General features: G+C 73.1%; 24 protein-coding genes. 19 read left to right on the forward strand and 5 right to left on the reverse strand.

Features of this window, described 5'->3' with window-relative positions; translation table 11 throughout:
- Window positions 1-28: 28 nt before the first annotated feature.
- The 6 genes from ASG23_RS06005 (at window position 29) to ASG23_RS06030 (ending at window position 4845) form a co-directional block, all read left to right on the forward strand.
- Entirely contained in the window at window positions 29-1270 is a 1242-nt protein-coding gene (locus ASG23_RS06005; protein WP_082515869.1) for a LolA family protein, read from the forward strand.
- Window positions 1267-2262: an ABC transporter ATP-binding protein gene (locus tag ASG23_RS06010; protein WP_056021620.1), complete on the forward strand. Its 996-nt coding sequence runs from the start codon at window positions 1267-1269 to the stop codon at window positions 2260-2262. The genes ASG23_RS06005 and ASG23_RS06010 overlap by 4 nt, the downstream gene beginning before the upstream one ends.
- The gene (locus ASG23_RS06015) at window positions 2249-3109 is read left to right on the forward strand and encodes an ABC transporter permease (protein ID WP_056021622.1); all 861 of its coding nucleotides are present in this window, start codon (window positions 2249-2251) and stop codon (window positions 3107-3109) included. The genes ASG23_RS06010 and ASG23_RS06015 overlap by 14 nt, the downstream gene beginning before the upstream one ends.
- 48 nt (window positions 3110-3157) lie before the next feature.
- A complete protein-coding gene (locus tag ASG23_RS06020) occupies window positions 3158-3928 on the forward strand; it encodes a MerR family transcriptional regulator (RefSeq protein WP_056021625.1) in 771 nt (256 codons plus the stop codon).
- Between the two features lie 54 nt (window positions 3929-3982).
- A complete protein-coding gene (locus ASG23_RS06025; protein WP_056021628.1) occupies window positions 3983-4315 on the forward strand; it encodes a YnfA family protein in 333 nt (110 codons plus the stop codon).
- Between the two features lie 107 nt (window positions 4316-4422).
- Window positions 4423-4845, forward strand: a complete 423-nt coding sequence (locus tag ASG23_RS06030) for a helix-turn-helix domain-containing protein (RefSeq protein WP_082515871.1) — start codon at window positions 4423-4425, stop codon at window positions 4843-4845.
- 4 nt (window positions 4846-4849) lie between these two features.
- Here ASG23_RS06030 and ASG23_RS06035 read toward each other — a convergent pair whose 3' ends face one another.
- Window positions 4850-5461 carry a ClpP family protease gene (locus ASG23_RS06035; protein WP_056021631.1) on the reverse strand — a complete coding sequence of 204 codons (612 nt, stop codon included), beginning with the start codon at window positions 5459-5461 and terminating at the stop codon, window positions 4850-4852.
- On the reverse strand, window positions 5461-6069 hold the full coding sequence (locus tag ASG23_RS06040) for an ATP-dependent Clp protease proteolytic subunit (protein WP_056021634.1): 609 nt from the start codon (window positions 6067-6069) through the stop codon (window positions 5461-5463). The genes ASG23_RS06035 and ASG23_RS06040 overlap by 1 nt, the downstream gene beginning before the upstream one ends.
- Window positions 6070-6207: 138 nt before the next feature.
- Between ASG23_RS06040 and ASG23_RS06045 the strand changes: the two genes are divergently transcribed.
- The 4 genes from ASG23_RS06045 (at window position 6208) to ASG23_RS06060 (ending at window position 8546) form a co-directional block, all read left to right on the forward strand.
- Complete coding sequence (locus ASG23_RS06045; protein ID WP_157465538.1) at window positions 6208-6771, forward strand: hypothetical protein; 564 nt, start codon at window positions 6208-6210, stop codon at window positions 6769-6771.
- Entirely contained in the window at window positions 6771-7058 is a 288-nt protein-coding gene (locus ASG23_RS06050) for a transcriptional regulator (RefSeq protein ID WP_082515873.1), read from the forward strand. The genes ASG23_RS06045 and ASG23_RS06050 overlap by 1 nt, the downstream gene beginning before the upstream one ends.
- A gap of 22 nt (window positions 7059-7080) precedes the next feature.
- A complete protein-coding gene (locus tag ASG23_RS06055) occupies window positions 7081-7872 on the forward strand; it encodes a pentapeptide repeat-containing protein (RefSeq protein WP_056021640.1) in 792 nt (263 codons plus the stop codon).
- 194 nt (window positions 7873-8066) lie between these two features.
- Entirely contained in the window at window positions 8067-8546 is a 480-nt protein-coding gene (locus ASG23_RS06060; protein WP_056021642.1) for a VOC family protein, read from the forward strand.
- Between the two features lie 13 nt (window positions 8547-8559).
- Here ASG23_RS06060 and ASG23_RS06065 read toward each other — a convergent pair whose 3' ends face one another.
- Window positions 8560-9399 carry a UbiA family prenyltransferase gene (locus ASG23_RS06065; protein WP_056021645.1) on the reverse strand — a complete coding sequence of 280 codons (840 nt, stop codon included), beginning with the start codon at window positions 9397-9399 and terminating at the stop codon, window positions 8560-8562.
- Window positions 9400-9518: 119 nt separating this feature from the next.
- Between ASG23_RS06065 and ASG23_RS06070 the strand changes: the two genes are divergently transcribed.
- Genes ASG23_RS06070 through ASG23_RS06080 form a run of 3 tightly spaced genes read left to right on the forward strand, consistent with a single transcriptional unit; the run spans window position 9519 to window position 12151 of the window.
- Complete coding sequence (locus ASG23_RS06070; protein WP_056021648.1) at window positions 9519-10592, forward strand: type III polyketide synthase; 1074 nt, start codon at window positions 9519-9521, stop codon at window positions 10590-10592.
- A complete protein-coding gene (locus ASG23_RS06075; protein ID WP_056021651.1) occupies window positions 10593-11117 on the forward strand; it encodes an isoprenylcysteine carboxyl methyltransferase family protein in 525 nt (174 codons plus the stop codon).
- Window positions 11114-12151 carry an NAD(P)/FAD-dependent oxidoreductase gene (locus tag ASG23_RS06080; RefSeq protein WP_056021653.1) on the forward strand — a complete coding sequence of 346 codons (1038 nt, stop codon included), beginning with the start codon at window positions 11114-11116 and terminating at the stop codon, window positions 12149-12151. The genes ASG23_RS06075 and ASG23_RS06080 overlap by 4 nt, the downstream gene beginning before the upstream one ends.
- 45 nt (window positions 12152-12196) lie before the next feature.
- Here the strand turns inward: ASG23_RS06080 and ASG23_RS06085 are convergent, their stop codons facing one another.
- The gene (locus tag ASG23_RS06085) at window positions 12197-12664 is read right to left on the reverse strand and encodes an NUDIX hydrolase (protein WP_056021656.1); all 468 of its coding nucleotides are present in this window, start codon (window positions 12662-12664) and stop codon (window positions 12197-12199) included.
- Window positions 12665-12763: 99 nt separating this feature from the next.
- Here ASG23_RS06085 and ASG23_RS06090 point away from each other — a divergent pair, with 99 nt between their 5' ends.
- The 6 genes from ASG23_RS06090 to ASG23_RS06115 are packed head-to-tail and all read left to right on the forward strand — an operon-like array spanning window position 12764 to window position 18284.
- Window positions 12764-13216 (forward strand): S-ribosylhomocysteine lyase, encoded by a 453-nt coding sequence (locus ASG23_RS06090; RefSeq protein ID WP_056022684.1) that lies wholly within the window; start codon window positions 12764-12766, stop codon window positions 13214-13216.
- Window positions 13213-13932: a 5'-methylthioadenosine/adenosylhomocysteine nucleosidase gene (locus ASG23_RS06095; protein ID WP_056022687.1), complete on the forward strand. Its 720-nt coding sequence runs from the start codon at window positions 13213-13215 to the stop codon at window positions 13930-13932. Before ASG23_RS06090 ends, ASG23_RS06095 begins: the two co-directional genes overlap by 4 nt.
- A 33-nt stretch (window positions 13933-13965) precedes the next feature.
- Window positions 13966-15492, forward strand: coding sequence for an MmgE/PrpD family protein (locus tag ASG23_RS06100; RefSeq protein WP_056021660.1), 1527 nt, complete (start codon window positions 13966-13968; stop codon window positions 15490-15492).
- Entirely contained in the window at window positions 15492-16385 is an 894-nt protein-coding gene (prpB, locus tag ASG23_RS06105) for a methylisocitrate lyase (protein ID WP_056021663.1), read from the forward strand. Before ASG23_RS06100 ends, prpB begins: the two co-directional genes overlap by 1 nt.
- 58 nt (window positions 16386-16443) lie before the next feature.
- Window positions 16444-17562 carry a bifunctional 2-methylcitrate synthase/citrate synthase gene (locus ASG23_RS06110; protein ID WP_056021666.1) on the forward strand — a complete coding sequence of 373 codons (1119 nt, stop codon included), beginning with the start codon at window positions 16444-16446 and terminating at the stop codon, window positions 17560-17562.
- A gap of 53 nt (window positions 17563-17615) precedes the next feature.
- Window positions 17616-18284 (forward strand): hypothetical protein, encoded by a 669-nt coding sequence (locus ASG23_RS06115; RefSeq protein ID WP_056021670.1) that lies wholly within the window; start codon window positions 17616-17618, stop codon window positions 18282-18284.
- A gap of 4 nt (window positions 18285-18288) precedes the next feature.
- Here ASG23_RS06115 and ASG23_RS06120 read toward each other — a convergent pair whose 3' ends face one another.
- Entirely contained in the window at window positions 18289-18558 is a 270-nt protein-coding gene (locus tag ASG23_RS06120) for an acylphosphatase (protein WP_056021674.1), read from the reverse strand.
- Window positions 18559-18670 lie beyond the last annotated feature (112 nt).

Genomic DNA, 18670 nt, shown 5'->3' on the forward strand with positions numbered 1-18670 from the left:
CTCAGCAGGCATGACGCACAGTGGAGCCATGACCGACTCCCGTCACACCCTCTCCCCCAGAAGCCGCTGGGCCGTCCCCGTGGTCGCCGCCGTCGCGGTGGGCCTCGCGTTCGCCGCGCCCCCGCTGTTCGCGTCGGCCGACGACGCCGGCCTGCCGACCATCAGTCCCGAAGAGCTCGCCACGCAGGTGGCGGCCGCCGAGCCGTCGCCGCTGTCCGGCACGGTCGTCTACACCGCGCGCCTCGGGCTGCCGGCCCTCCCGTTCGGTGAGGTCGGCGGTGCCGACCCCGTCGCCCTGCTCGGTGGCAGCTCGACGATGCGGGTCTGGTCGGACGGTGGAGAGCGGTCCCGCGTCGCGCTGCTGGGGGCGACGTCGGAGTTCTCGGTGGTGCAGGACGGCCCGGAGGCATGGACGTACTCCAGCACCGACGACGCGGTCGTGCACTACAGCCTGACCGCGGCCGACGCCGCCCGGTATGACGAGCTGGCAGCGCAGGCGGAGGCCGGTGACCTGCCCGTGCAGGGCGACCTGCCCACGCCGGAGGAGGCCGGTCGGCAGGCGGTCGGGATGGCCAGGCTCACCTCGACCGTGACGCTCGACGCGCAGACCGAGGTCGCCGGGCGGCCCGCCTACCAGCTGGTGGTGACGCCGACCAGCGACACGACCCTGGTCGGGAGGATCGTGGTGGCCGTGGACGCCGAGACCTCGACCCCGCTGCGGGTGCAGGTGTGGAGCACGTCCGACACCCAGACGCCCGCTCTGGAGATCGGGTTCACCGACGTCTCGTTCACGACGCCGGCCGACTCGGTCCTCGCGTTCTCGGCCCCGGCCGGGTCGTCGACCCGCGAGGTCGTCGTCCCGCTGCCGGAGGTGCCCGCCGAGGCGACGACGGCGACTCCGGACAAGGAGCTGCCGGAGGGCGTCACCGTCAGCGGCACCGGCTGGGACACCGTCGTGCAGGCCTCGGGGCTCGACGTGGCCGCCCTGGTCGCCGGTGACCCGTCGGCCGCGGCCAGCCTGCCCGGCGTCGACAAGACGTTCGGCTCGCAGGGTGCCGCGGACCTCTACTCGGAGTTCGTGCCGGAGGAGGGGTCCGGGTCGCCGATGGGTGACCTCGACACCACCGCGCTGTACGAGACCCTGACGACCGAGGTGCCCGAGGGGCGGCTGCTGTCCTCCGCGCTCCTGTCGGTGCTGGTCACCGACGACGGCCGCGTGCTGGTCGGCGCGGTGCCCGGCGCCACGCTCCAGGCCCTGGCGGCCCAGTGACGGACCCGACGACGGGAGCCGCACCCTCCGGTGCGGCTTCTGTCGCGTCCCCGGACGGCCTCGCCATCTCGACCGACGGGCTCACGAAGCGGTTCCGCTCCGGGCAGGTGGCGGTCGCCGGCATCGACCTGCGCGTCCCGCGCGGTGCCGTGTACGGCTTCATCGGCCCCAACGGCTCCGGCAAGACGACGACCATCCGCATGCTGCTGGGGCTGGTGCGGCCGACGAGCGGGCGCGCGTTCCTGCTGGGCGGCGAGATGCCGGGGGCCGGCTCCGACGTGCTGCCACGCGTCGGCGCGCTCGTCGAGGGACCGGCCTTCCACCCGTACCTGACCGGCTCGGCCAACCTCGCGCGGCTGGAGGCCAGCGACGCGACGGCCGATCCCCGCACCTCCCGGCAGCGCGCCGCCGAGGCGCTCGACCGCGTCGGGCTGGCCGCTGCGGCCGGCAAGCCGTACCGGCAGTACTCGCTCGGCATGAAGCAGCGGCTCGGGCTCGCGGCGGCCCTGCTGCGGCCTCGCGACCTGCTGGTGCTCGACGAGCCGACCAACGGCCTCGACCCGCAGGGCACGCGTGAGGTCCGCCACCTGGTGCGCGAGCTCGCCCTGAACGGCACGACCGTGCTGGTCTCGTCGCACCTGCTGGCCGAGATCGAGCAGGTGTGCAGCCACATCGGGATCATGAGCAGCGGGCACCTGCTGCTCCAGGGCGACCGCGCCGACCTCATCTCCCGCGGCCTGCCGCGGCTGTCGGTGCAGACGTCGGCTGACCACGTCGGCGCCGCGGCGGAGGTCCTGACCGGGCTCGGCCTCACCGACGTGCAGGCCACGGGGGTCACGGTCTCCGCGCTGCTGGGCGCCGTGCCGCCCGAGAAGGTGTCGGCCGCGCTCGTGCACGGGGGCGTCGACCTGCTGGGCCTCGAGGTCCGCCGACCGAATCTCGAGCAGATCTTCGTCGAGCTGACCGGGGAGGGCTTCGATGTCGCTCGTTGAGACGGCTCCGCCGATCAGGCCACTGCGAGGATCGCTCGCGCGGCTGGTCCGCAGCGAGCTCCGCCTCGTCCTGGGCCGCCGGCGCAACCTGGTCCTGCTGGCCGGGCTCTCCCTGGTCCCCCTGCTGCTGGGCACCGTGCTGTTCCTCTCCCAGGACACCGCCCTCAGCGGCCAGGGGCCCGGGTTCGTCGGTCGGGTGACCGGCAACGGGCTGTTCCTCGTGGTCGCGTCCCTGTTCCTGTGCCTGCCGTTCCTGCTGCCGCTGACCATCGGGATCGCGTCCGGCGACGCCATCGCGGGCGAGGCGTCCGCCGGCACCCTGCGCTACCTGCTGACCGTGCCCGTCGCGCGCGGACGGCTGCTCGCCGTCAAGGCCGTCGGCGCCCTGACGTTCGCGGCGTCCGCCGTGCTGGCCATCGCGGTCGTCGGCATCGTGGCCGGCGCGGCGTACTTCGGTCTGCGCGGCATCACCCTGCTGTCCGGGACCACCGTCTCCCTGGGCGACGGCATCCTGCGCATCGCCGCGGTCGTCGTCTACGTCGGGCTGTCGATGACCGGCCTCGTCGCGGTCGGGCTGTTCTACTCGACGCTCACCGAGGTGCCGGTCGGCGCGATGGCCGCGACGGTCGTCACCGCGATCGTCTGCGGCGTCCTCGACCAGCTCCCGCAGCTGGCCACGATCGCGCCCGCGCTGCTGACCCACCACTGGCTCGACTTCGCCGAGTTCCTCCGCCTCGAACCGGACTGGGGCGTGCTCGGTCAGGGGCTCGCCCTGCAGGCGGCGTGGGTGGTGATCTTCGGGGCGCTGGCGTGGAGCCGGTTCACGACGGCGGACGTGTCGAGCTGACCTCTGGGGCTTGACCTTCGACTCGACTTGAAGGTTTACCGTCGTGGCATGACCTACCGCATCGCTGAAGCCGCAGAGCTGGTCGGGGTCCCTGCCACGACGTTGCGCTACTACGAGGACATCGGTCTGATCGACCAGCCCGCCCGCACGGGGAACGGGTACCGGTCCTACGACGACGCCGACCTCGCGCGGCTGCGTTTCATCACCGCCACCAAGAACCTCGGCATCCCCTTGGGCGACGTCGCGGAGCTGGTCACGGCGTACGACGTCGAGGACTGCTCGTCCGTGGCGCACCAGGTCGTGGAGATGGTCGCCACGCGGCTGGCCGAGACCCAGGAGCGCATCGGCGAGCTCGTGGGCTTGGCCGCCGAGCTGCAGACGGTCTCCGCGCGGCTCGCTGACGCACCCACCTCGGGTCCCTGCGGGGACGGGTGCCCGTGCGCGACCGCGGCACCTGCCCCGCTGGCCGACCGGCGGACGCTCGTCCCGCTGACCCGCGGTCCGGCCGTCCCAGCGCCGGATGCACCGGTGATCGCGTGCTCCCTGGACGCCGGCTCGATGCCGGACCGGATCTCCGACTGGCAGGCGCTCGTCGCCCAGGCGGTGAGACGCGAGCCGATCACGGGCGGTATGGCCCTGCAGTTCGGCGCCTCGCCCGAGCTCGTCGCGGAGGTCGCCCGGCTCGCCGCCGCCGAACAGGACTGCTGCACCTTCTTCACCTTCACCCTGCAGATGACCACCGGCCAGGTTCGCCTCGAGGTCCAGGCGCCGGACGACGCCGTCGACGTCGTGGCGGCGATGTTCGGCACCGCCGCCTGAGTCCGCCCGATCGAGCGCGCCGCGTCCGCACCCTGACCCCGCGAGACTGCTCCCATGACCCTGCTGCGCTCCTTGCTCCTGTTCGCTGTCGCGGCCGTCGCAGAGATCGGTGGCGCCTGGCTGATCTGGCAGGGCGTGCGGGAGCACCGCGGCGTGCTCTGGATCGGTGCCGGCGTGCTCGCGCTCGGCGCCTACGGGTTCGTCGCGACGCTGCAGCCCGACGCCAGCTTCGGACGGATCCTGGCCGCGTACGGCGGGATCTTCGTCGCCGGCTCGCTGGCCTGGGGCATGGCCGTCGACAAGTTCCAGCCCGACCGCTGGGACCTCACGGGCGCCGCCATCTGCCTGCTCGGCGTCGCCGTCATCATGTACGCACCTCGCACCTGACCACGACCGCCGCTCACCCGTCCGCTCAGGGCAGAAGGGTCGCGACGCCGCTCGGCGGGTATCGCGAGCTAGCGTGGCGGGAGCACCACAGGACCCCGGAGGACGCGATGACGCCGCACCTGACGCACCTCGAGCACCGCACCGAGCCACTGCTCCGACGGCTCGTGGGCTCGATCCTGCGGGAGCAGCGGGAGCGTCAGCGGCGGACCCTGCGCGACGTCGCCGGGGACGCCCGGGTGTCCGTCGCGTACCTGTCCGAGGTCGAGCGCGGCCGCAAGGAGGCGTCGTCCGAGGTCCTCGCCGCGGTCTGCCGGGCGCTCGGGCTGCGGCTCGTCGACCTGGTCGGCACCGCGCACGCGCAGCTCGCGCTCGCCGAGGGCCGGCTCGTGGTGGACCTCACTGCGCCCGCGTCCGCCGACCTGGCGTCTTCGGGCCGCCACGAGCTCGCGAGCGTCACCACCCTCACCGCCCACGCGGACACGGCGTCGCCGACCGTTCAGGTCGGCGCGACGCTGCTGCTGGCCGCCTGACGCGTCAGCTGATCGGCGGCACCTCCTTGAGGGTCGTCACGACCCGGTCCGCCAGCCCGTAGTCGACCGCCTGCTGCGCCGTGAGGATGAGATCGCGCTCCGTGTCGGTCCGCAGCTTGGCCAGCGGTTGACCCGTGTGGCGGTGCAGGATCTCGTCCACCTGCTCGCGCAGCCGCGCGATCTCCCGGGCCTGGATCTCCAGGTCGGCCGCGGTCCCCTCTCCCCCGCCCGACGGCTGGTGCAGCAGCACGCGCGCATGCTCCAGGACGTGCCGGTTGCCGGGGGTGCCCGCCGCGAGCAGCACGGCCGCCGCGGACGCGGCCTGTCCCAGGCAGAACGTCGCGACCGTCGGCTTGATGTACTGCATGGTGTCGTAGATGGCGAGCAGCGCGGTGATCGAGCCGCCCGGCGAGTTGATGTACAGGTGGATCGGTGAGTCCTGGCTCTCCGACTGCAGGTGCAGCAGCTGCGCGATGACGACGTTGGCGACGCCGTCGTCGATCTCGGTGCCCAGGAAGATGATCCGGTCGGTGAGCAGGCGGGAGTAGACGTCGGAGGCGCGCTCGCCCGTCGGTCGCTGCTCGATGACCACGGGGATCGTGTACTGGCCGGCCATCACAGGCCCGCCCGTCGCATCGACGCGTCCGGTCGCACGTCGTCGAGGTGCTCGACCACCCGGTCGATGAACCCGTACGCCAGCGCCTCCTCGGCCGTGAACCAGGCGTCGCGGTCGGCGTCCCGCTCGATCGTCTGGAGGCTCTGACCGGTGTGCTCGGCGGTCAGCGACTGCATGGTCCGCTTCACGTGCGCCATGTTCTGCGCCTGGATCGCGATGTCGACCGCGGTGCCGCCGATGCCGCCGGACGGCTGGTGCATGAGGACGCGCGAGTGCTGCAGCGCGAACCGCTTGCCCGGGGTGCCGGCGCTGAGCAGGAACTGGGCGGCGCTCGCGGCCAGGCCCATCGCCAGCGTCGCGACGTCGTTCGGGATGAGCCGCATGGTGTCGTACATCGCGAGGGCCGCGCTGACGGAGCCGCCCGGGGAGTTGATGTAGAGCGCGATGTCGCGGCGGGGATCCTCGGCGGAGAGCAGGAGCAGCTGCGCGCAGACGCGGTTGGCGATGACGTCGTCGACCTCCTGACCGAGCACCACGATGCGCTGGTGCAGGAGCCGGGTGGACAGGTCGTCGTCGAAGGGACGCGCAGTGGGTGGTGCGGTGGTCATGAGTGCCTCCGTGGGTCGCTGGTCCCTCGACCGTCACACGCGCAGACCGCGCGCGGACCCCTGGTCTGCCGTGGGCAGATCTGCCGACGGCAGACGCCCTACTTGCCAGTCTGGAAAGTTGGAGCCATACTTTCCGATATGGAAAGTAGCCGAGCTCGTAGCAACCCCGACGACCCGCGCGCGGGCCTGGCCGCGGCCGACGACGCACGCAGCAGACTGACGACAGGCCTGCGACTGCCGGTCGGCTTCTACCCGATGCTCGCCGCCGGGATCGCGGTCCAGGTCGGCACCGCGGCCTGGGGGATCGCCGCGCAGACGGTCACGGGCGTCGCCGTCGCGCTCGCCGGGGCCGCGGTGTTCCTGGCCGTCGCGGCGCTCCTGCTGCACCGGTTCAGTCGGATCAACGGGGTCCGCGTGGACGGCCTGGCCAGCCAGGTCGTCCTCGCGGCGGGAGCCGGCGCCTCGGTCGTCTACCTCGGCGCGCTCGCCGTGGGGATCGTCGCCGCGTTCGACTCCCGGTGGTGGCTCGTCGGGGTGGCGGCCGTGGCTGCGGGAGCCGGCTGCGCGCTCGGCGTCCGCCACTGGTGGCACGCCTACCGACAGGATCCTGTGGCCCACGCGCGCGGCCCCTCCCCGCGGGTGCTCGCGGTGCTCGCGGTCGTCGCGTGCCTCGGGTGCGCCGCGCTGCTGGTCCTCGGCTGATGGCCGGGCTCGACCCGCTGATCCACGCTCCGACGCGGCTGCAGCTCGTCACGACGTTGTCCGGGGTGTCGGAGGCGGAGTTCGCGACGTTGCGGGACGCGCTCGAGGTCAGCGACTCGGTGCTGTCCAAGCACGTCTCCGCGCTGGTCGAGGCCGGCTACCTGCGCAGTCGCAAGGGCGTGCACGCGGGACGACGGACCACGTGGGTGGGGCTGACACCGGTCGGCCGGCAGGCCCTGCGCGACCACGTCGCGGCGGTGCGCCGACTGATCGACGCGGTGGAGTGACGACCGATCTAGTCTCGACCTCGTGACCGACCACGTCCCGATCCCGCTGCGGGAGCTGCGCTCGGACTGCGCCCGCTGCGCGGGGCTGTGCTGTGTGGCGCACACGTTCCAGCGGTCGTCGGACTTCGCGTACGACAAGCGGGCGGGCACCCCGTGCCGCAACCTGCAGGCCGACTTCCGGTGTGGCATCCACGCCGACCTGCGCACCAGCGGGTTCACGGGCTGCACGGTCTACGAGTGCTTCGGGGCCGGCCAGTTCGTCACGCAACAGCTGTTCGACGGTCGCACCTGGCGCGACGAACCCGCGATCGCCGCCGAGATGTTCGCGGTCTTCGCGACGATGCGCGGGCTGCACGAGCTGCTCTGGTACCTCGGCGGGGCGCTCGCGATCCCCGCTGCTGCGCCCCTGCACGGGGAGGTGGCGCGCCTGCTCGCCGAGGTGGCCGAGGCGCGGGACGCGAGCACGGGACCGGACATGCAAGGCAGGGTCGGCGAGCTGCTCGGGCGGGTGAGCGCGCTCGTGCGGGACGGCCTGCGCGGCCGGCAGGCGCGCGGTGCCGATCTGACGGGAGCGGGACTCGCCGGCGCCGACCTGCACGGTGCCGACCTGCGTGGTGCGCTCCTGATCGGCGCGGACCTGCGCGGCGCCGACCTGCGGCTGGCAGACCTGCTCGGTGCCGATCTGCGGGGCGCCCGATTGCACGGTGCCGACCTCGTCGGGGCCCTGTTCGTCACGCCGCCGCAGGTTGCGTCGGCGCTCGGCGACGGCACGACCCGCCTCCCGTCGGGCCTGGTCGCGCCCGCGCACTGGTGAGAGTGCTCACGCGACCGCGCCCGAGGGCCGGGTGGTCCTCGCGCAACGAGGCGGTGGCGCGCTGGGAGGTGCTCGACGGCTCGAAGGAAGAAGTCGTCACGGGCCCGATGTCGAGATCACGGGCGCGGCTCCGACCACCTCACGAAAGGACGCCGAGCACCAAGGCTCGCGTCACTCACACCGGAGGCACCGAGATGCAGACCATCAGCCCGTTCCTGTGGTTCGACGGCCAGGCCGAGCAGGCCGCCGAGCGCTACGTCGAGATCTTCCCGAACTCGCACATCGTGTCGGTCGCCCGCTACGGGGAGGGTGCTCCCCAGCCGGCCGGGACGGCGATGTCGGTGAGCTTCGTGCTCGACGGTGTGGAGGTCCAGGCCCTCAACGGCGGACCGCTGTACTCCTTCACCGAGGCGTTCTCGTTCTACGTCAACGTCCCCGACCAGGCCGAGTGCGACCGCGTGTGGGACGCCCTGATCGCCGATGGCGGCGAGCCGGGCCAGTGCGGCTGGCTCAAGGACCAGTGGGGGCTGTCGTGGCAGGTCATCCCGGAGGCCCTGCCCGAGCTGCTGAGCGACCCCGACCCCGGCCGCGCCGGACGCGCGCTGAACGCCCTGCTGACGATGACCAAGATCGACGTCGCCGCCCTGCACGCGGCGGCCGACGCGGCCGCCTAGCCCCTGGGGCCGGTCAGCCGACCACCCAGTCCGACAGGACCAGCAGGACGACGTCAACCGCCGCCACCGCGATGGCGAACATGAACGGCAGCCGGTGGCGTCCACCGCCGAGGGCGAGCACCGTCCCCACGATCGTCAGGCCGACGGCGACGACGAGCACCACGGCCGCCGCGGCCCTCGGCGGACCCGCGGGCGCCAGGACGAGCAGCACCGTGGCGCCGACGAGCGCCAGGGCGGTGCCGATGCTCGTGGCCGTCCCGCCCACCCGGTGCGGGAGCCCTCGGACGCCGGTCGCCCGGTCGTCCTGGAGGTCCGGCACCACGTTCGCCCCGTGCGCACCGATGCCGAGCAGCGCGCCCGACGCCATGGCCCACCAGGCGGCGACCGGCGAGCCGGGCAGCGCCAACGCGATCCCCAGGGGCAGGAAGCCGAACGAGAACGCGTACGGCGCCCACGACCAGACCGTGCTCTTGAGGCGGGCGTTGTAGGCCCAGGCCGACGCCACCGTCGCCAGGTGGACCACGCCCGCGCGCCAGCCGAGCGCCAGGGAGAGCACCACGCACGCCGCCGCCGCGCTCAGCGCCGCCGTGCGGACGGTCGAGACCGCCAACCGCCCGGCACCGACGGGCTTGTCCGTGCGCCCGACCGCGGCGTCCCGGTCCGCGTCGATCCAGTCGTTGGACCAGCCGACCGACAGCTGCCCGGCCAGGACCGCGGCCCCGACCAGCGCTGTCGTCGCGGGTGGCGCGTCGGCTCCCGCGGCCATGGCGACCGCGAAGACGGTCACCGCGAACGTCGGTCCCGGGTGGCAGGCCAGGGCGAGGTCGACGGCGCGCGACCCACCGGAACGCATCCCCACCTGCTCACCTCCGCATCGACGCGCCATCGTCGCAGGTCGGGCGACATCTCGAGAGATTGTTCCGCACGGCCCAGACGCGTGCCCGACGCACCAGCGCATGGCACGATGCCCGGATGGCGCGTATCGCCGCGATTGCCCCCGTCCTCCCCCAGCACGTCCACGCCCAGAGCGAGATCACCGCAGCGATCGCTCCGCTGCTCTCGTCCGACCCGCGCCGGCTGGCGACGATCGAGCGGATCCACGCCGCCACAGGCATCCAGACCCGCCACCTCACGCTGCCCCTCGACCAGTACGCCGGTCTGACCTCGTTCACGACCGCCAACGACGTGTTCGTCCGGGAGGGCACGTCCCTGGCGGCCGAGGCATGCCGGCGGGCCCTGGCACAGGCCGGGCTGGAGCCCGAGGACGTCGACTTCCTGATGGTCACGTCGATCACCGGCATCGCCACCCCGTCGCTCGACGTGCTCCTGGTCGAGCGGGTCGGGCTGCGCCCCGACGTCAAGCGGGTCCCCGTGTTCGGGCTCGGGTGCGTCGCGGGCGCCGCGGGGATCGCCCGGGTGCGGGACCACCTGCAGGGCCACCCGCAGGACGTCGCCCTGCTCGTCTCGGTCGAGCTGTGCTCGCTCACGCTGCAGCAGGGCGACGACTCGATGGCGAACATCGTGTCCAGCGGGCTGTTCGGGGACGGCGCCGCGGCCGTCGTGATGGTGGGCAGCGACCGCGTGGACGACGTGCCCGGCGGCGTCGACGTGGTCGACTCCCGCAGCGACCTGGTGCCGGGCACCACCGACGCGCTCGGCTGGGACATCGGCGGCAGCGGGTTCCGGATCGTGCTCGCGGCGAGCCTCGCGGACATCGTCGAGCAGAACCTAGGCCCCGGCGTCGTCGACCTGCTCGCCGCGCACGACCTCAAGGTCGCCGACGTCGGCACGTGGGTGGCGCACACCGGCGGGCCACGCATCCTGCAGGCCGCGGCGAGCGCGCTCGAGCTGCCCGAGGAGGCCTTTGCGGCGAGCTGGCGGTCGCTGGCGCGGGTCGGCAACCTGAGCTCGTCCGGAGTCCTGCACGTGCTCGCCGACGAGCTGGCGACCGGTGGGCAGATCCCCGGGTCCGCCGGTGTCCTCTTCGCCATCGGTCCCGGCGTGTGCACGGAGACCGTCCTGCTGCGTTGGCCCGAGGAGCCGTAGGTGAGCTGGTACGACTGGCTGATCGTCGTCGTCGCGTTCGAGCGCCTGGCCGAGCTGATCGTCTCCCAACGCCACGTGACCTGGGCGTTCGCGCACGGCGGCGTCGAGACCGGCAAGCGGCACTACCCGCCGATGGTGGCGCTGCACACCGGTCTGCTCGTCGCGTGCGTGGTCGAGGTGCACGTGGCGGACCGGCCGTTCGTCCCCGCGCTCGGGTGGACCGCGCTGGCACTCGTCGTCGCGGCGAACGTGCTGCGCTGGTGGTGCATCGGCACGCTCGGCAACCAGTGGAGCACCCGGGTCATCGTCGTGCCCGGCGTGGCGCTGGTCCGCCGCGGCCCGTACCGCTGGCTGAGCCACCCGAACTACGTCGCCGTCGCTGTCGAGGGAGCCGCGCTCCCCCTCGTGCACACGGCGTGGGTCACCGCGGTCGCGTTCACCGTGCTGAACGCCGTGCTCCTGCTCGGCTTCCGGATCCCCACGGAGGAGCGCGCCCTGCGGTCTGTCAGCCCGGCCCCGGCATGACACCCGACGCCGACCTGCTGGTGATCGGCGGCGGACCGGTGGGGCTCGCCGTGGCGATCGAGGGGCGGCTCGCGGGGCTGTCCGTCATCGTCGTCGAGCCCCGTGCGACGCCCGTGGACAAGGCGTGCGGCGAAGGGCTGATGCCGGGCGCGGTCGAGGCCCTCGCCCGGCTCGGCGTCGATCCCACGGGGCACACGCTCACCGGGATCCGGTACCTGCGGGGCGAGCGCACCGCCGACCATCTCTTCAGGTCGTCGCCCGGCCGCGGGGTCCGACGGACCGTGCTGCACGCCGCCCTCGCCGCGCGCGCGCTGGAGCTGGGTGCCCACGTCGTCCCCGGGCGGGCCGGTGCCGTCGAGCAGGACGCGTCCTCCGTGTGGTGCGCGGGGATCCGGGGGCGCTGGCTCCTGGCCTGCGACGGACTGCACTCGACGGTGCGCCGCCAGGTCGACCTCGCGACGCACCACCGCCTGCGCGCCCGACGCTTCGGGGTGCGCCGCCACTTCCGGGTGGAGCCGTGGACCGACCTGGTCGAGGTGCACTGGGGGCGCACCGTCGAGGCCTACGTGACCCCGGTGGCCGACGACGTGGTCGGCGTCGCGCTCCTGGGCCCGGCCCACCACGACTACGACCGGACGCTCGACTCGTTCGACGCCCTGCGCCGACGCCTCGGTGACGCCGAGCGGCTGGGCCCCGTCCGCGGCGCCGGCCCGATGTACCAGCAGAGCCAGCACCGCACGACAGGGCGCGTCCGCCTGGTGGGGGACGCGTCGGGCTACGTCGACGCCCTGACCGGCGAGGGGGTACGGGTCGGGCTCGCGCAGGCGCACGCGGCCGTCGCCACGCTGGACGACGACGTCCGCCGCTCCAACGCGGCCTACGAGAAGGCGTGGACCGCGGCCACCCGCGACTACCGGGTGCTCACCAGCGGCCTGCTCGCCGCCGCCGGGTCACCGCTGCGGCGCGGAATCGTGCCGCTGGCCGTCACGGCACCCCGGCTGTACGGCGCGGTCGTCGAGCGCCTCGCGCGGTGACGTCGAGCGCCCTGCACGGTGACGTCGAGCGCCTTGCGCGGTGACTCAGGACTCGAACGCTGCCGGTCCGGCGGGGGCCAGTGCGCTCGCGATCCGCGCGTGCATCTCCGCGGACATGGGCGGGAGCGCGTCGAGCGCGTACCAGGCCGCCTCGGTGTTCTCCCCGTCCGCAGGGAAGGGCTCGCCCGACACGTACCGGAACCGGAACGTGTGGTCGAGGTACTGCGCGCGGTCCCCGTTGTCGTAGGCCATCGGCGGCAGCGCGTGCACCCACGTCAGACGCTCCGCGACCGCGACGACGCCGGCCTCCTCGAGCACCTCGCGGGCGCCGGCGACGGCCGGCTCCTCCCCCGGGTCGATGATGCCGGTGACCGGCGTCCACTCGCCGTTGTCCGCACGCTTGACCAGGAGGACCTCGTCGCCGCGCACGACGACGGCCGTCACACCGGGAAGCCAGAGCAGCGCGTGACCGGCGGCAGCACGCAGGGCGAGGACGTACTCAGGGGTCGGCACCGGCCGATCGTAGGGGACGTGCGTTCGGCCGCCGGGCGCTCGCGGGTGAGAATGGACCGTCGCCGACCGAGAAGGACCTGTGCCGTGAACCAGCCCCGCATGAACGTCGAGTCGTTCAACCTCGACCACCGGACCGTCGCCGCGCCGTACGTGCGCCTGGCGGACACCAAGCAGCTGCCCGCCGGGGACGTGATCCAGAAGTACGACGTCCGCTTCACGCAGCCGAACGTCGCCCACCTCGAGATGCCGACGGTGCACTCCCTCGAGCACCTGTTCGCGGAGCACTCGCGCAACCACTCGGAGCGCGTCATCGACTTCTCCCCGATGGGCTGCCAGACGGGGTTCTACCTGATCCTGCAGGGCGAGTGGGACTACGACGACGTCCTGGGCCTGGTCGAGGACACCCTCACGGACATCACGACGGCGACCGAGGTGCCGGCCGCGAACGAGGTGCAGTGCGGCTGGGGCGCCAACCACACGCTGTCCGGGGCGCAGGACGCCGCCAGGACGTTCCTGGGTGCCCGCGCGGAGTGGGCGACCGTCACCGCATGATCGCCGTCGACGCGGTCATCGTCACCGCGATGCCCGACGAGTCGGCCGCGTTCCTCGCGCGTGCCGACGTCGTCGGGGACCCCACACAGATGGGTCACGCCGAGCACCGCCTGCTGACCGTCTGCGGCCGGCAGGTCCTGCTGGTGCAGTGCGGGATCGGGCTGGTGAACTCCGCCACGGCCGCCGCCGTCGCCATCCAGGGCACGCACCCGCGGGCCGTCATCAGCGCCGGCAGCGCGGGCGGCGTCGGGCTCGACGTGCGGGTCGGCGACGTCGTCGTCGGCTCCGAGTACCTCTACTCCGGTGCCGATGCGCGGGCGTTCGGGTACGAGCTGGGCCAGGTCCCGGGCATGCCCGAGGTGTACGAGGCCGAACAGATCCTGCACGACGCGGCCGTGACGGCGGCCGTCGACCTGCGCGTCCTGACCGGCACCATCCTGTCCGGCGACGCGTTCATCGACGCCAGCCGCATCGACCGGATCCGCAGCGCGTTCCCGGCGGCCATGGCCACGGACATGGAGTCGGCCGCGCTCGCGCACACCGCACACCTCTACGCGGTGCCGTTCCTGTCGGTCCGCGGCATCTCGGACCTGTGCGGCCCGGTCGCCGGCGCGGACTTCCTCACGCACGTCGACGACGCTGCCGACCGGTCCGCGGCCGTCGTCGTCGAGGTGCTCCGACGGTTGGCCGTCGGGGACATGGCTCACGCACGTTGACCCACCCGCACTGAACTGACCGGAAGCGAGCAGATGACCCAGAACCACGCCGTGCGCGTGCACCCGAGCGCCGACCGCCTGGCACGCACCGACCAGCTGGCCTGGGCCATCGCCGAGGTCGCCGCCGACCCCGTCGAGGTACCGGACGACGTGGTCGACATGATCATCAACCGCGTGATCGACAACGCGGCGGTCACGGTCGCCTCGCTGACGCGGACTCCCCCGTCGACCGCCCGTGCGCAGGCGCTCGCGCACCCGTACGCGGGCTCTCGCAACGGCGCGACGGTCTCCGGGGTGGACCCGGCGACGCGGGTGAGCCCGGAGTGGGCGGCCTGGGCCAACGGCGTCGCGGTCCGCGAGCTCGACTACCACGACACGTTCCTCGCGGCCGACTACTCGCACCCGGGGGACAACATCCCGCCGCTCGTCGCGGTCGCGCAGCACACCGGACGGGACGGGGCCGCTCTGGTGCGGGCCATCGCCACGGGGTACGAGATCCAGGTCGACCTGGTCCGCTCGATCAGCCTGCACGCGCACAAGATCGACCACGTCGCCCACCTGGGGCCGTCGGTGGCCGCCGGTCTGGGCACGCTGCTCGACCTGTCGCCCGAGGTGATCTTCCACGCGGTCGGCCAGGCGCTGCACACGACGACCGCCACACGGCAGTCGCGCAAGGGCGAGATCTCGTCCTGGAAGGCCTACGCCCCGGCGTTCGCGGGCAAGGTCGCCATCGAGGCCGTGGACCGGGCGATGCGTGGCGAGACGTCGCCGACCCCCATCTACGAGGGCGAGGACGGCGTCATCGCCTGGATGCTCGACGGGCCTGACGCCGCCTACGACGTGCCGCTGCCCGCCCCCGGCGAGGCCAAGCGCGCGATCCTCGACACGTACACCAAGGAGCACTCGGCGGAGTACCAGTCGCAGGCGCTCATCGACCTGGCGCGCCGCCTGCACCGTGAGCGCCCTGACCTGGCCAGCCCGCACAACGTGGTCTCGATCGTCATCCACACGTCCCACCACACGCACTACGTGATCGGGTCCGGCGCGAACGACCCGCAGAAGTACGACCCGACGGCGTCGCGCGAGACGCTCGACCACTCGATCCCGTACATCTTCACGGTCGCGCTGCAGGACGGCGTCTGGGACCACGTCGCCTCCTACGCGCCCGACCGGGCTGCCCGCGCGGACACGGTCAAGCTGTGGCAGAAGGTCACCACCACCGAGGACCCCGCGTGGACGGAGCGATACCACTCGAGCGACCCCGCGCAGAAGGCGTTCGGTGGCCGCGTCGAGATCACGACCACCGGCGGAGAGGTCGTCGTCGCGGAACTGGCCGTGGCCGACGCCCACCCGCTGGGGGCGCGGCCGTTCGCGCGCGAGCAGTACGTGGCGAAGTTCCGGTCGCTCGCCGCCGGGGTTCTCGCACAGGACGAGATCGAGCGGTTCCTCGACGTCGCCCAGCGCCTGCCGTCCCTGACCGCCGACGAGCTGGCGGGGCTCACGGTCGTGGCGCCCGCGGGCCTCCTCGACGCCGTGAGCACCCCGGAAGGACTGTTCTGATGCTGTACGCGACCACGACGCCGGCCGACAAGCGCGTCGCTCTGCGGGACGGGCTCGCGTCGGGCGGGCTCCTGCGGTTGCCCGGTGCGTTCAACCCGCTGTCCGCGCGGCTGATCGAGGCCAAGGGCTTCGACGGTGTCTACGTGTCCGGGGCCGTGCTCGCCGCCGACCTGGGGCTGCCGGACATCGGGCTGACCACGGCCACGGAGGTCACGCAGCGCGCCGGGCAGATCGCGCGGATGACCGGCCTGCCCGCGATCGTGGACGCGGACACCGGGTTCGGTGAGCCCATGAACGTGGCCCGCACCATCCAGGGGCTCGAGGACGCCGGGCTCGCCGGCTGCCACATCGAGGACCAGGTCAACCCGAAGCGCTGCGGACACCTCGACGGCAAGGCCGTGGTCGACGACGACACCGCGCTCAAGCGCATCCGGGCCGCCGTCGACGGACGCCGTGACCCGAACTTCCTGATCATCGCCCGCACCGACATCCGGGCGGTCGACGGGCTCGCGGCGGCGGTCGACCGAGCCAAGGCGCTGGTCGACGCCGGCGCCGACGCGGTCTTCCCCGAGGCGCTGACCGGAGCGGAGGAGTTCGCGGCGATGCGCGCCGCCGTCGACGTGCCGCTGCTGGCCAACATGACCGAGTTCGGCAAGGGTGAGCTGCTGACCGCACGCCAGCTCGAGGACATCGGTATGAACATCGTCATCTACCCCGTCACGCTGCTCCGGCTGGCGATGGGGGCCGCGATGGCGGGGCTCGACACCATCCGCGCCGAGGGCACGCAGGCCGGGCTGCTGGACCGGATGCAGACGCGCGCCGAGCTCTACGACCTCCTGGACTACGAGTCCTACGGTCAGTTCGACGCGAACGTGTTCAACTTCAGGCTCTGACCAGCACCTCTGCTTTCCTGACGCACGGGTCCCGTCAACGACGATGGAGGCACACCGCATGACCGAGTCCGACACCCAGATCCACAAGGGCCTCGCCGGCGTCGTCGTGGACACCACGCAGGTCTCCTCGGTGGACGCCGCGAGCAACTCGCTGCTGTACCGCGGCTACCCCGTGCAGCAGCTGGCGGCGCGGTGCTCGTTCGAGCAGGTCGCGTACCTGCTGTGGCACGGCGAGCTGCCGACCCCCGATGAGCTAGCCCAGCTGCAGCAGGACGAGCGCTCGCAGCGCGCGCTGGACGACGACGTGGTCCAGGCCGTGCTGTCGCTGCCCACCACCTGCCACCCGATGGACGTGGTCCGCACCGCGGTGAGCGTCCTCGGCGCGCACGACCCGACCGAGGAGGACTCCTCCGTCGAGGCGAACCTGGCCAAGTCCGTGCGGCTGTTCGCGCAGCTGCCGGGGGTCGTCGCGCTCGACCAGCGGCGCCGGCGCGGGCAGGAGCCGGTGGCCCCGCGGCACGACCTCGGCTTCGCGGAGAACTTCCTGCACGTGACGTTCGGCGAGGTGCCCGACCCCGTCGTCGTGAAGGCGTTCGAGGTCTCGATGGTGCTGTACGCGGAGCACTCGTTCAACGCCTCGACGTTCACCGCCCGCGTCATCGCGTCCACCCTGTCGGACCTGCACTCGGCGGTCACGGGTGCGGTCGGCGCGCTCAAGGGACCCCTGCACGGCGGTGCCAACGAGGCGGTCATGAAGACGTTCGCCGAGATCGGCACCGCCGATCGTGCGGCCGCCTGGCTCGACGACGCCCTGGCGAGCAAGCGCAAGATCATGGGCTTCGGCCACCGCGTCTACAAGCACGGCGACTCGCGGGTGCCGACCATGCGCGAGGCGCTGGTGACCCTGGTCGAGCACTACGACCGCCACGACATGCTCGACCTGTACGACGCTCTCGAGTCCGCCATGACCGAGCGCAAGAACATCCTGCCGAACCTCGACTACCCCACCGGCCCTGCGTACCACCTCATGGGGTTCGACACCCCGACCTTCACGCCGCTGTTCGTCGCCAGCCGCGTCACGGGCTGGACCGCGCACATCATGGAGCAGCTCAGCGCCAACTCGCTGATCCGGCCGCTGAGCCAGTACGTCGGACCGGACCGGCGGGACATTCCCTAGGCCGGAACTGGTGCAGCGTGCGGGCCGCAAACCGTGTGCGGCAGAGTCGTGGCGTGCACGACGCCGCCGCGAACAACGCCGCCTGGTGCGACCTGGTCTGCCGCGCCGCGGGCCTGCCGACGACCGCGGGCGCGGACCTCTGGTGGACGTCCCGCCGCTCTCCGGACGGCTACCCGGACGCGGTCACGCTGCGCCCCGGGGTGCGAGCCGACGAGGTGCTCGCCGGCATCGACGACTCCCCGGGCGCCTCGGTGAAGGACTCGTTCGCCGACCTCGACCTCGCACCGCACGGCTGGTCGGTGCTGTTCGAGGCGCAGTGGCTCGTGCGTCCCGCAGCACCGCCGACGGCCGCGGACCTGCCGTGGCGGGCCGTCGACCGCGGCACGCTGCCGCTCTGGCTCGAGGCCCACGGCTCGGCGGCGCTGACGCCCGGCGTCCTGGACGACCCGGCTGTGCGTCTGCTCCTGGCGGCCGACGACGGCGGGCCGATCGCCGTCGCGGCCCTGAACCGTTCCGGGGCAGGTGCGGGCACCGTCGTGGGCGTGTCGAACGTGCGGGTGCTCCGCGGCGAACCCGAGCGCGTCTGGTCCGAGATGGGGCTGATCGCGCGTCGAGAGCTGCGTGCTCACCCGCTCGTCGGCTACGAGGCCGGCGCCGACCTCGTTGCTCCGCTGGCGGTCGGCTTCGAGCCCGCGGGCCCGTTGCGCGTCTGGATCCGCTGACCGGCTACGGCTCGATCTCGAACCCGGACAGCCCCTCAGGGGCCTCGTCGGTGACGTCGACCCCGGTCACCTGCGCACCGCCGGGGCCGGAGCGGCACCAGGCGACGAGTGCCGCGACAGCGTCCTCGGGCCCCTCGGCGACGGCCTCGACGGTCCCGTCCGACCGGTTGCGCACCCAGCCGCGCACCCCGAGCCGGCGCGCCTCCCGGGACACCGACCACCGGAAGCCGACGCCCTGCACCCACCCGCTGACGACGAGGTGTCGCCGGATCACGGCGCGTCCCCGCCTCGGCTGCGGCCGGCCGGTCCGAGCAGGACGGACGAGACCAGGTGCTCGGCACAGGCGGCGGGTCCGGGCACCCCGGCGCCGGTCAGGAGGTGCATCG

Origin of the sequence: Cellulomonas sp. Leaf395 (genome assembly GCF_001424125.1) — a bacterium.
Lineage (GTDB): Bacteria > Actinomycetota > Actinomycetes > Actinomycetales > Cellulomonadaceae > Cellulomonas.

Excerpts from the sequence above, each read along its gene's own strand:
- ASG23_RS06005 (WP_082515869.1), top strand. The coding sequence starts at position 29 with ATGACCGACTCCCGTCACACCCTCTCCCCCAGAAGCCGCTGGGCCGTC.
- ASG23_RS06015 (WP_056021622.1), top strand. The coding sequence starts at position 2,249 with ATGTCGCTCGTTGAGACGGCTCCGCCGATCAGGCCACTGCGAGGATCG.
- ASG23_RS06020 (WP_056021625.1), top strand. The coding sequence starts at position 3,158 with ATGACCTACCGCATCGCTGAAGCCGCAGAGCTGGTCGGGGTCCCTGCC.
- ASG23_RS06025 (WP_056021628.1), top strand. The coding sequence starts at position 3,983 with ATGACCCTGCTGCGCTCCTTGCTCCTGTTCGCTGTCGCGGCCGTCGCA.
- ASG23_RS06030 (WP_082515871.1), top strand. The coding sequence starts at position 4,423 with ATGACGCCGCACCTGACGCACCTCGAGCACCGCACCGAGCCACTGCTC.
- ASG23_RS06035 (WP_056021631.1), bottom strand. The coding sequence starts at position 5,461 with ATGGCCGGCCAGTACACGATCCCCGTGGTCATCGAGCAGCGACCGACG.
- ASG23_RS06040 (WP_056021634.1), bottom strand. The coding sequence starts at position 6,069 with ATGACCACCGCACCACCCACTGCGCGTCCCTTCGACGACGACCTGTCC.
- ASG23_RS06045 (WP_157465538.1), top strand. The coding sequence starts at position 6,208 with ATGGAAAGTAGCCGAGCTCGTAGCAACCCCGACGACCCGCGCGCGGGC.
- ASG23_RS06050 (WP_082515873.1), top strand. The coding sequence starts at position 6,771 with ATGGCCGGGCTCGACCCGCTGATCCACGCTCCGACGCGGCTGCAGCTC.
- ASG23_RS06060 (WP_056021642.1), top strand. The coding sequence starts at position 8,067 with ATGCAGACCATCAGCCCGTTCCTGTGGTTCGACGGCCAGGCCGAGCAG.
- ASG23_RS06065 (WP_056021645.1), bottom strand. The coding sequence starts at position 9,399 with ATGCGTTCCGGTGGGTCGCGCGCCGTCGACCTCGCCCTGGCCTGCCAC.
- ASG23_RS06070 (WP_056021648.1), top strand. The coding sequence starts at position 9,519 with ATGGCGCGTATCGCCGCGATTGCCCCCGTCCTCCCCCAGCACGTCCAC.
- ASG23_RS06080 (WP_056021653.1), top strand. The coding sequence starts at position 11,114 with ATGACACCCGACGCCGACCTGCTGGTGATCGGCGGCGGACCGGTGGGG.
- ASG23_RS06090 (WP_056022684.1), top strand. The coding sequence starts at position 12,764 with ATGAACGTCGAGTCGTTCAACCTCGACCACCGGACCGTCGCCGCGCCG.
- ASG23_RS06095 (WP_056022687.1), top strand. The coding sequence starts at position 13,213 with ATGATCGCCGTCGACGCGGTCATCGTCACCGCGATGCCCGACGAGTCG.
- ASG23_RS06100 (WP_056021660.1), top strand. The coding sequence starts at position 13,966 with ATGACCCAGAACCACGCCGTGCGCGTGCACCCGAGCGCCGACCGCCTG.
- prpB (WP_056021663.1), top strand. The coding sequence starts at position 15,492 with ATGCTGTACGCGACCACGACGCCGGCCGACAAGCGCGTCGCTCTGCGG.
- ASG23_RS06110 (WP_056021666.1), top strand. The coding sequence starts at position 16,444 with ATGACCGAGTCCGACACCCAGATCCACAAGGGCCTCGCCGGCGTCGTC.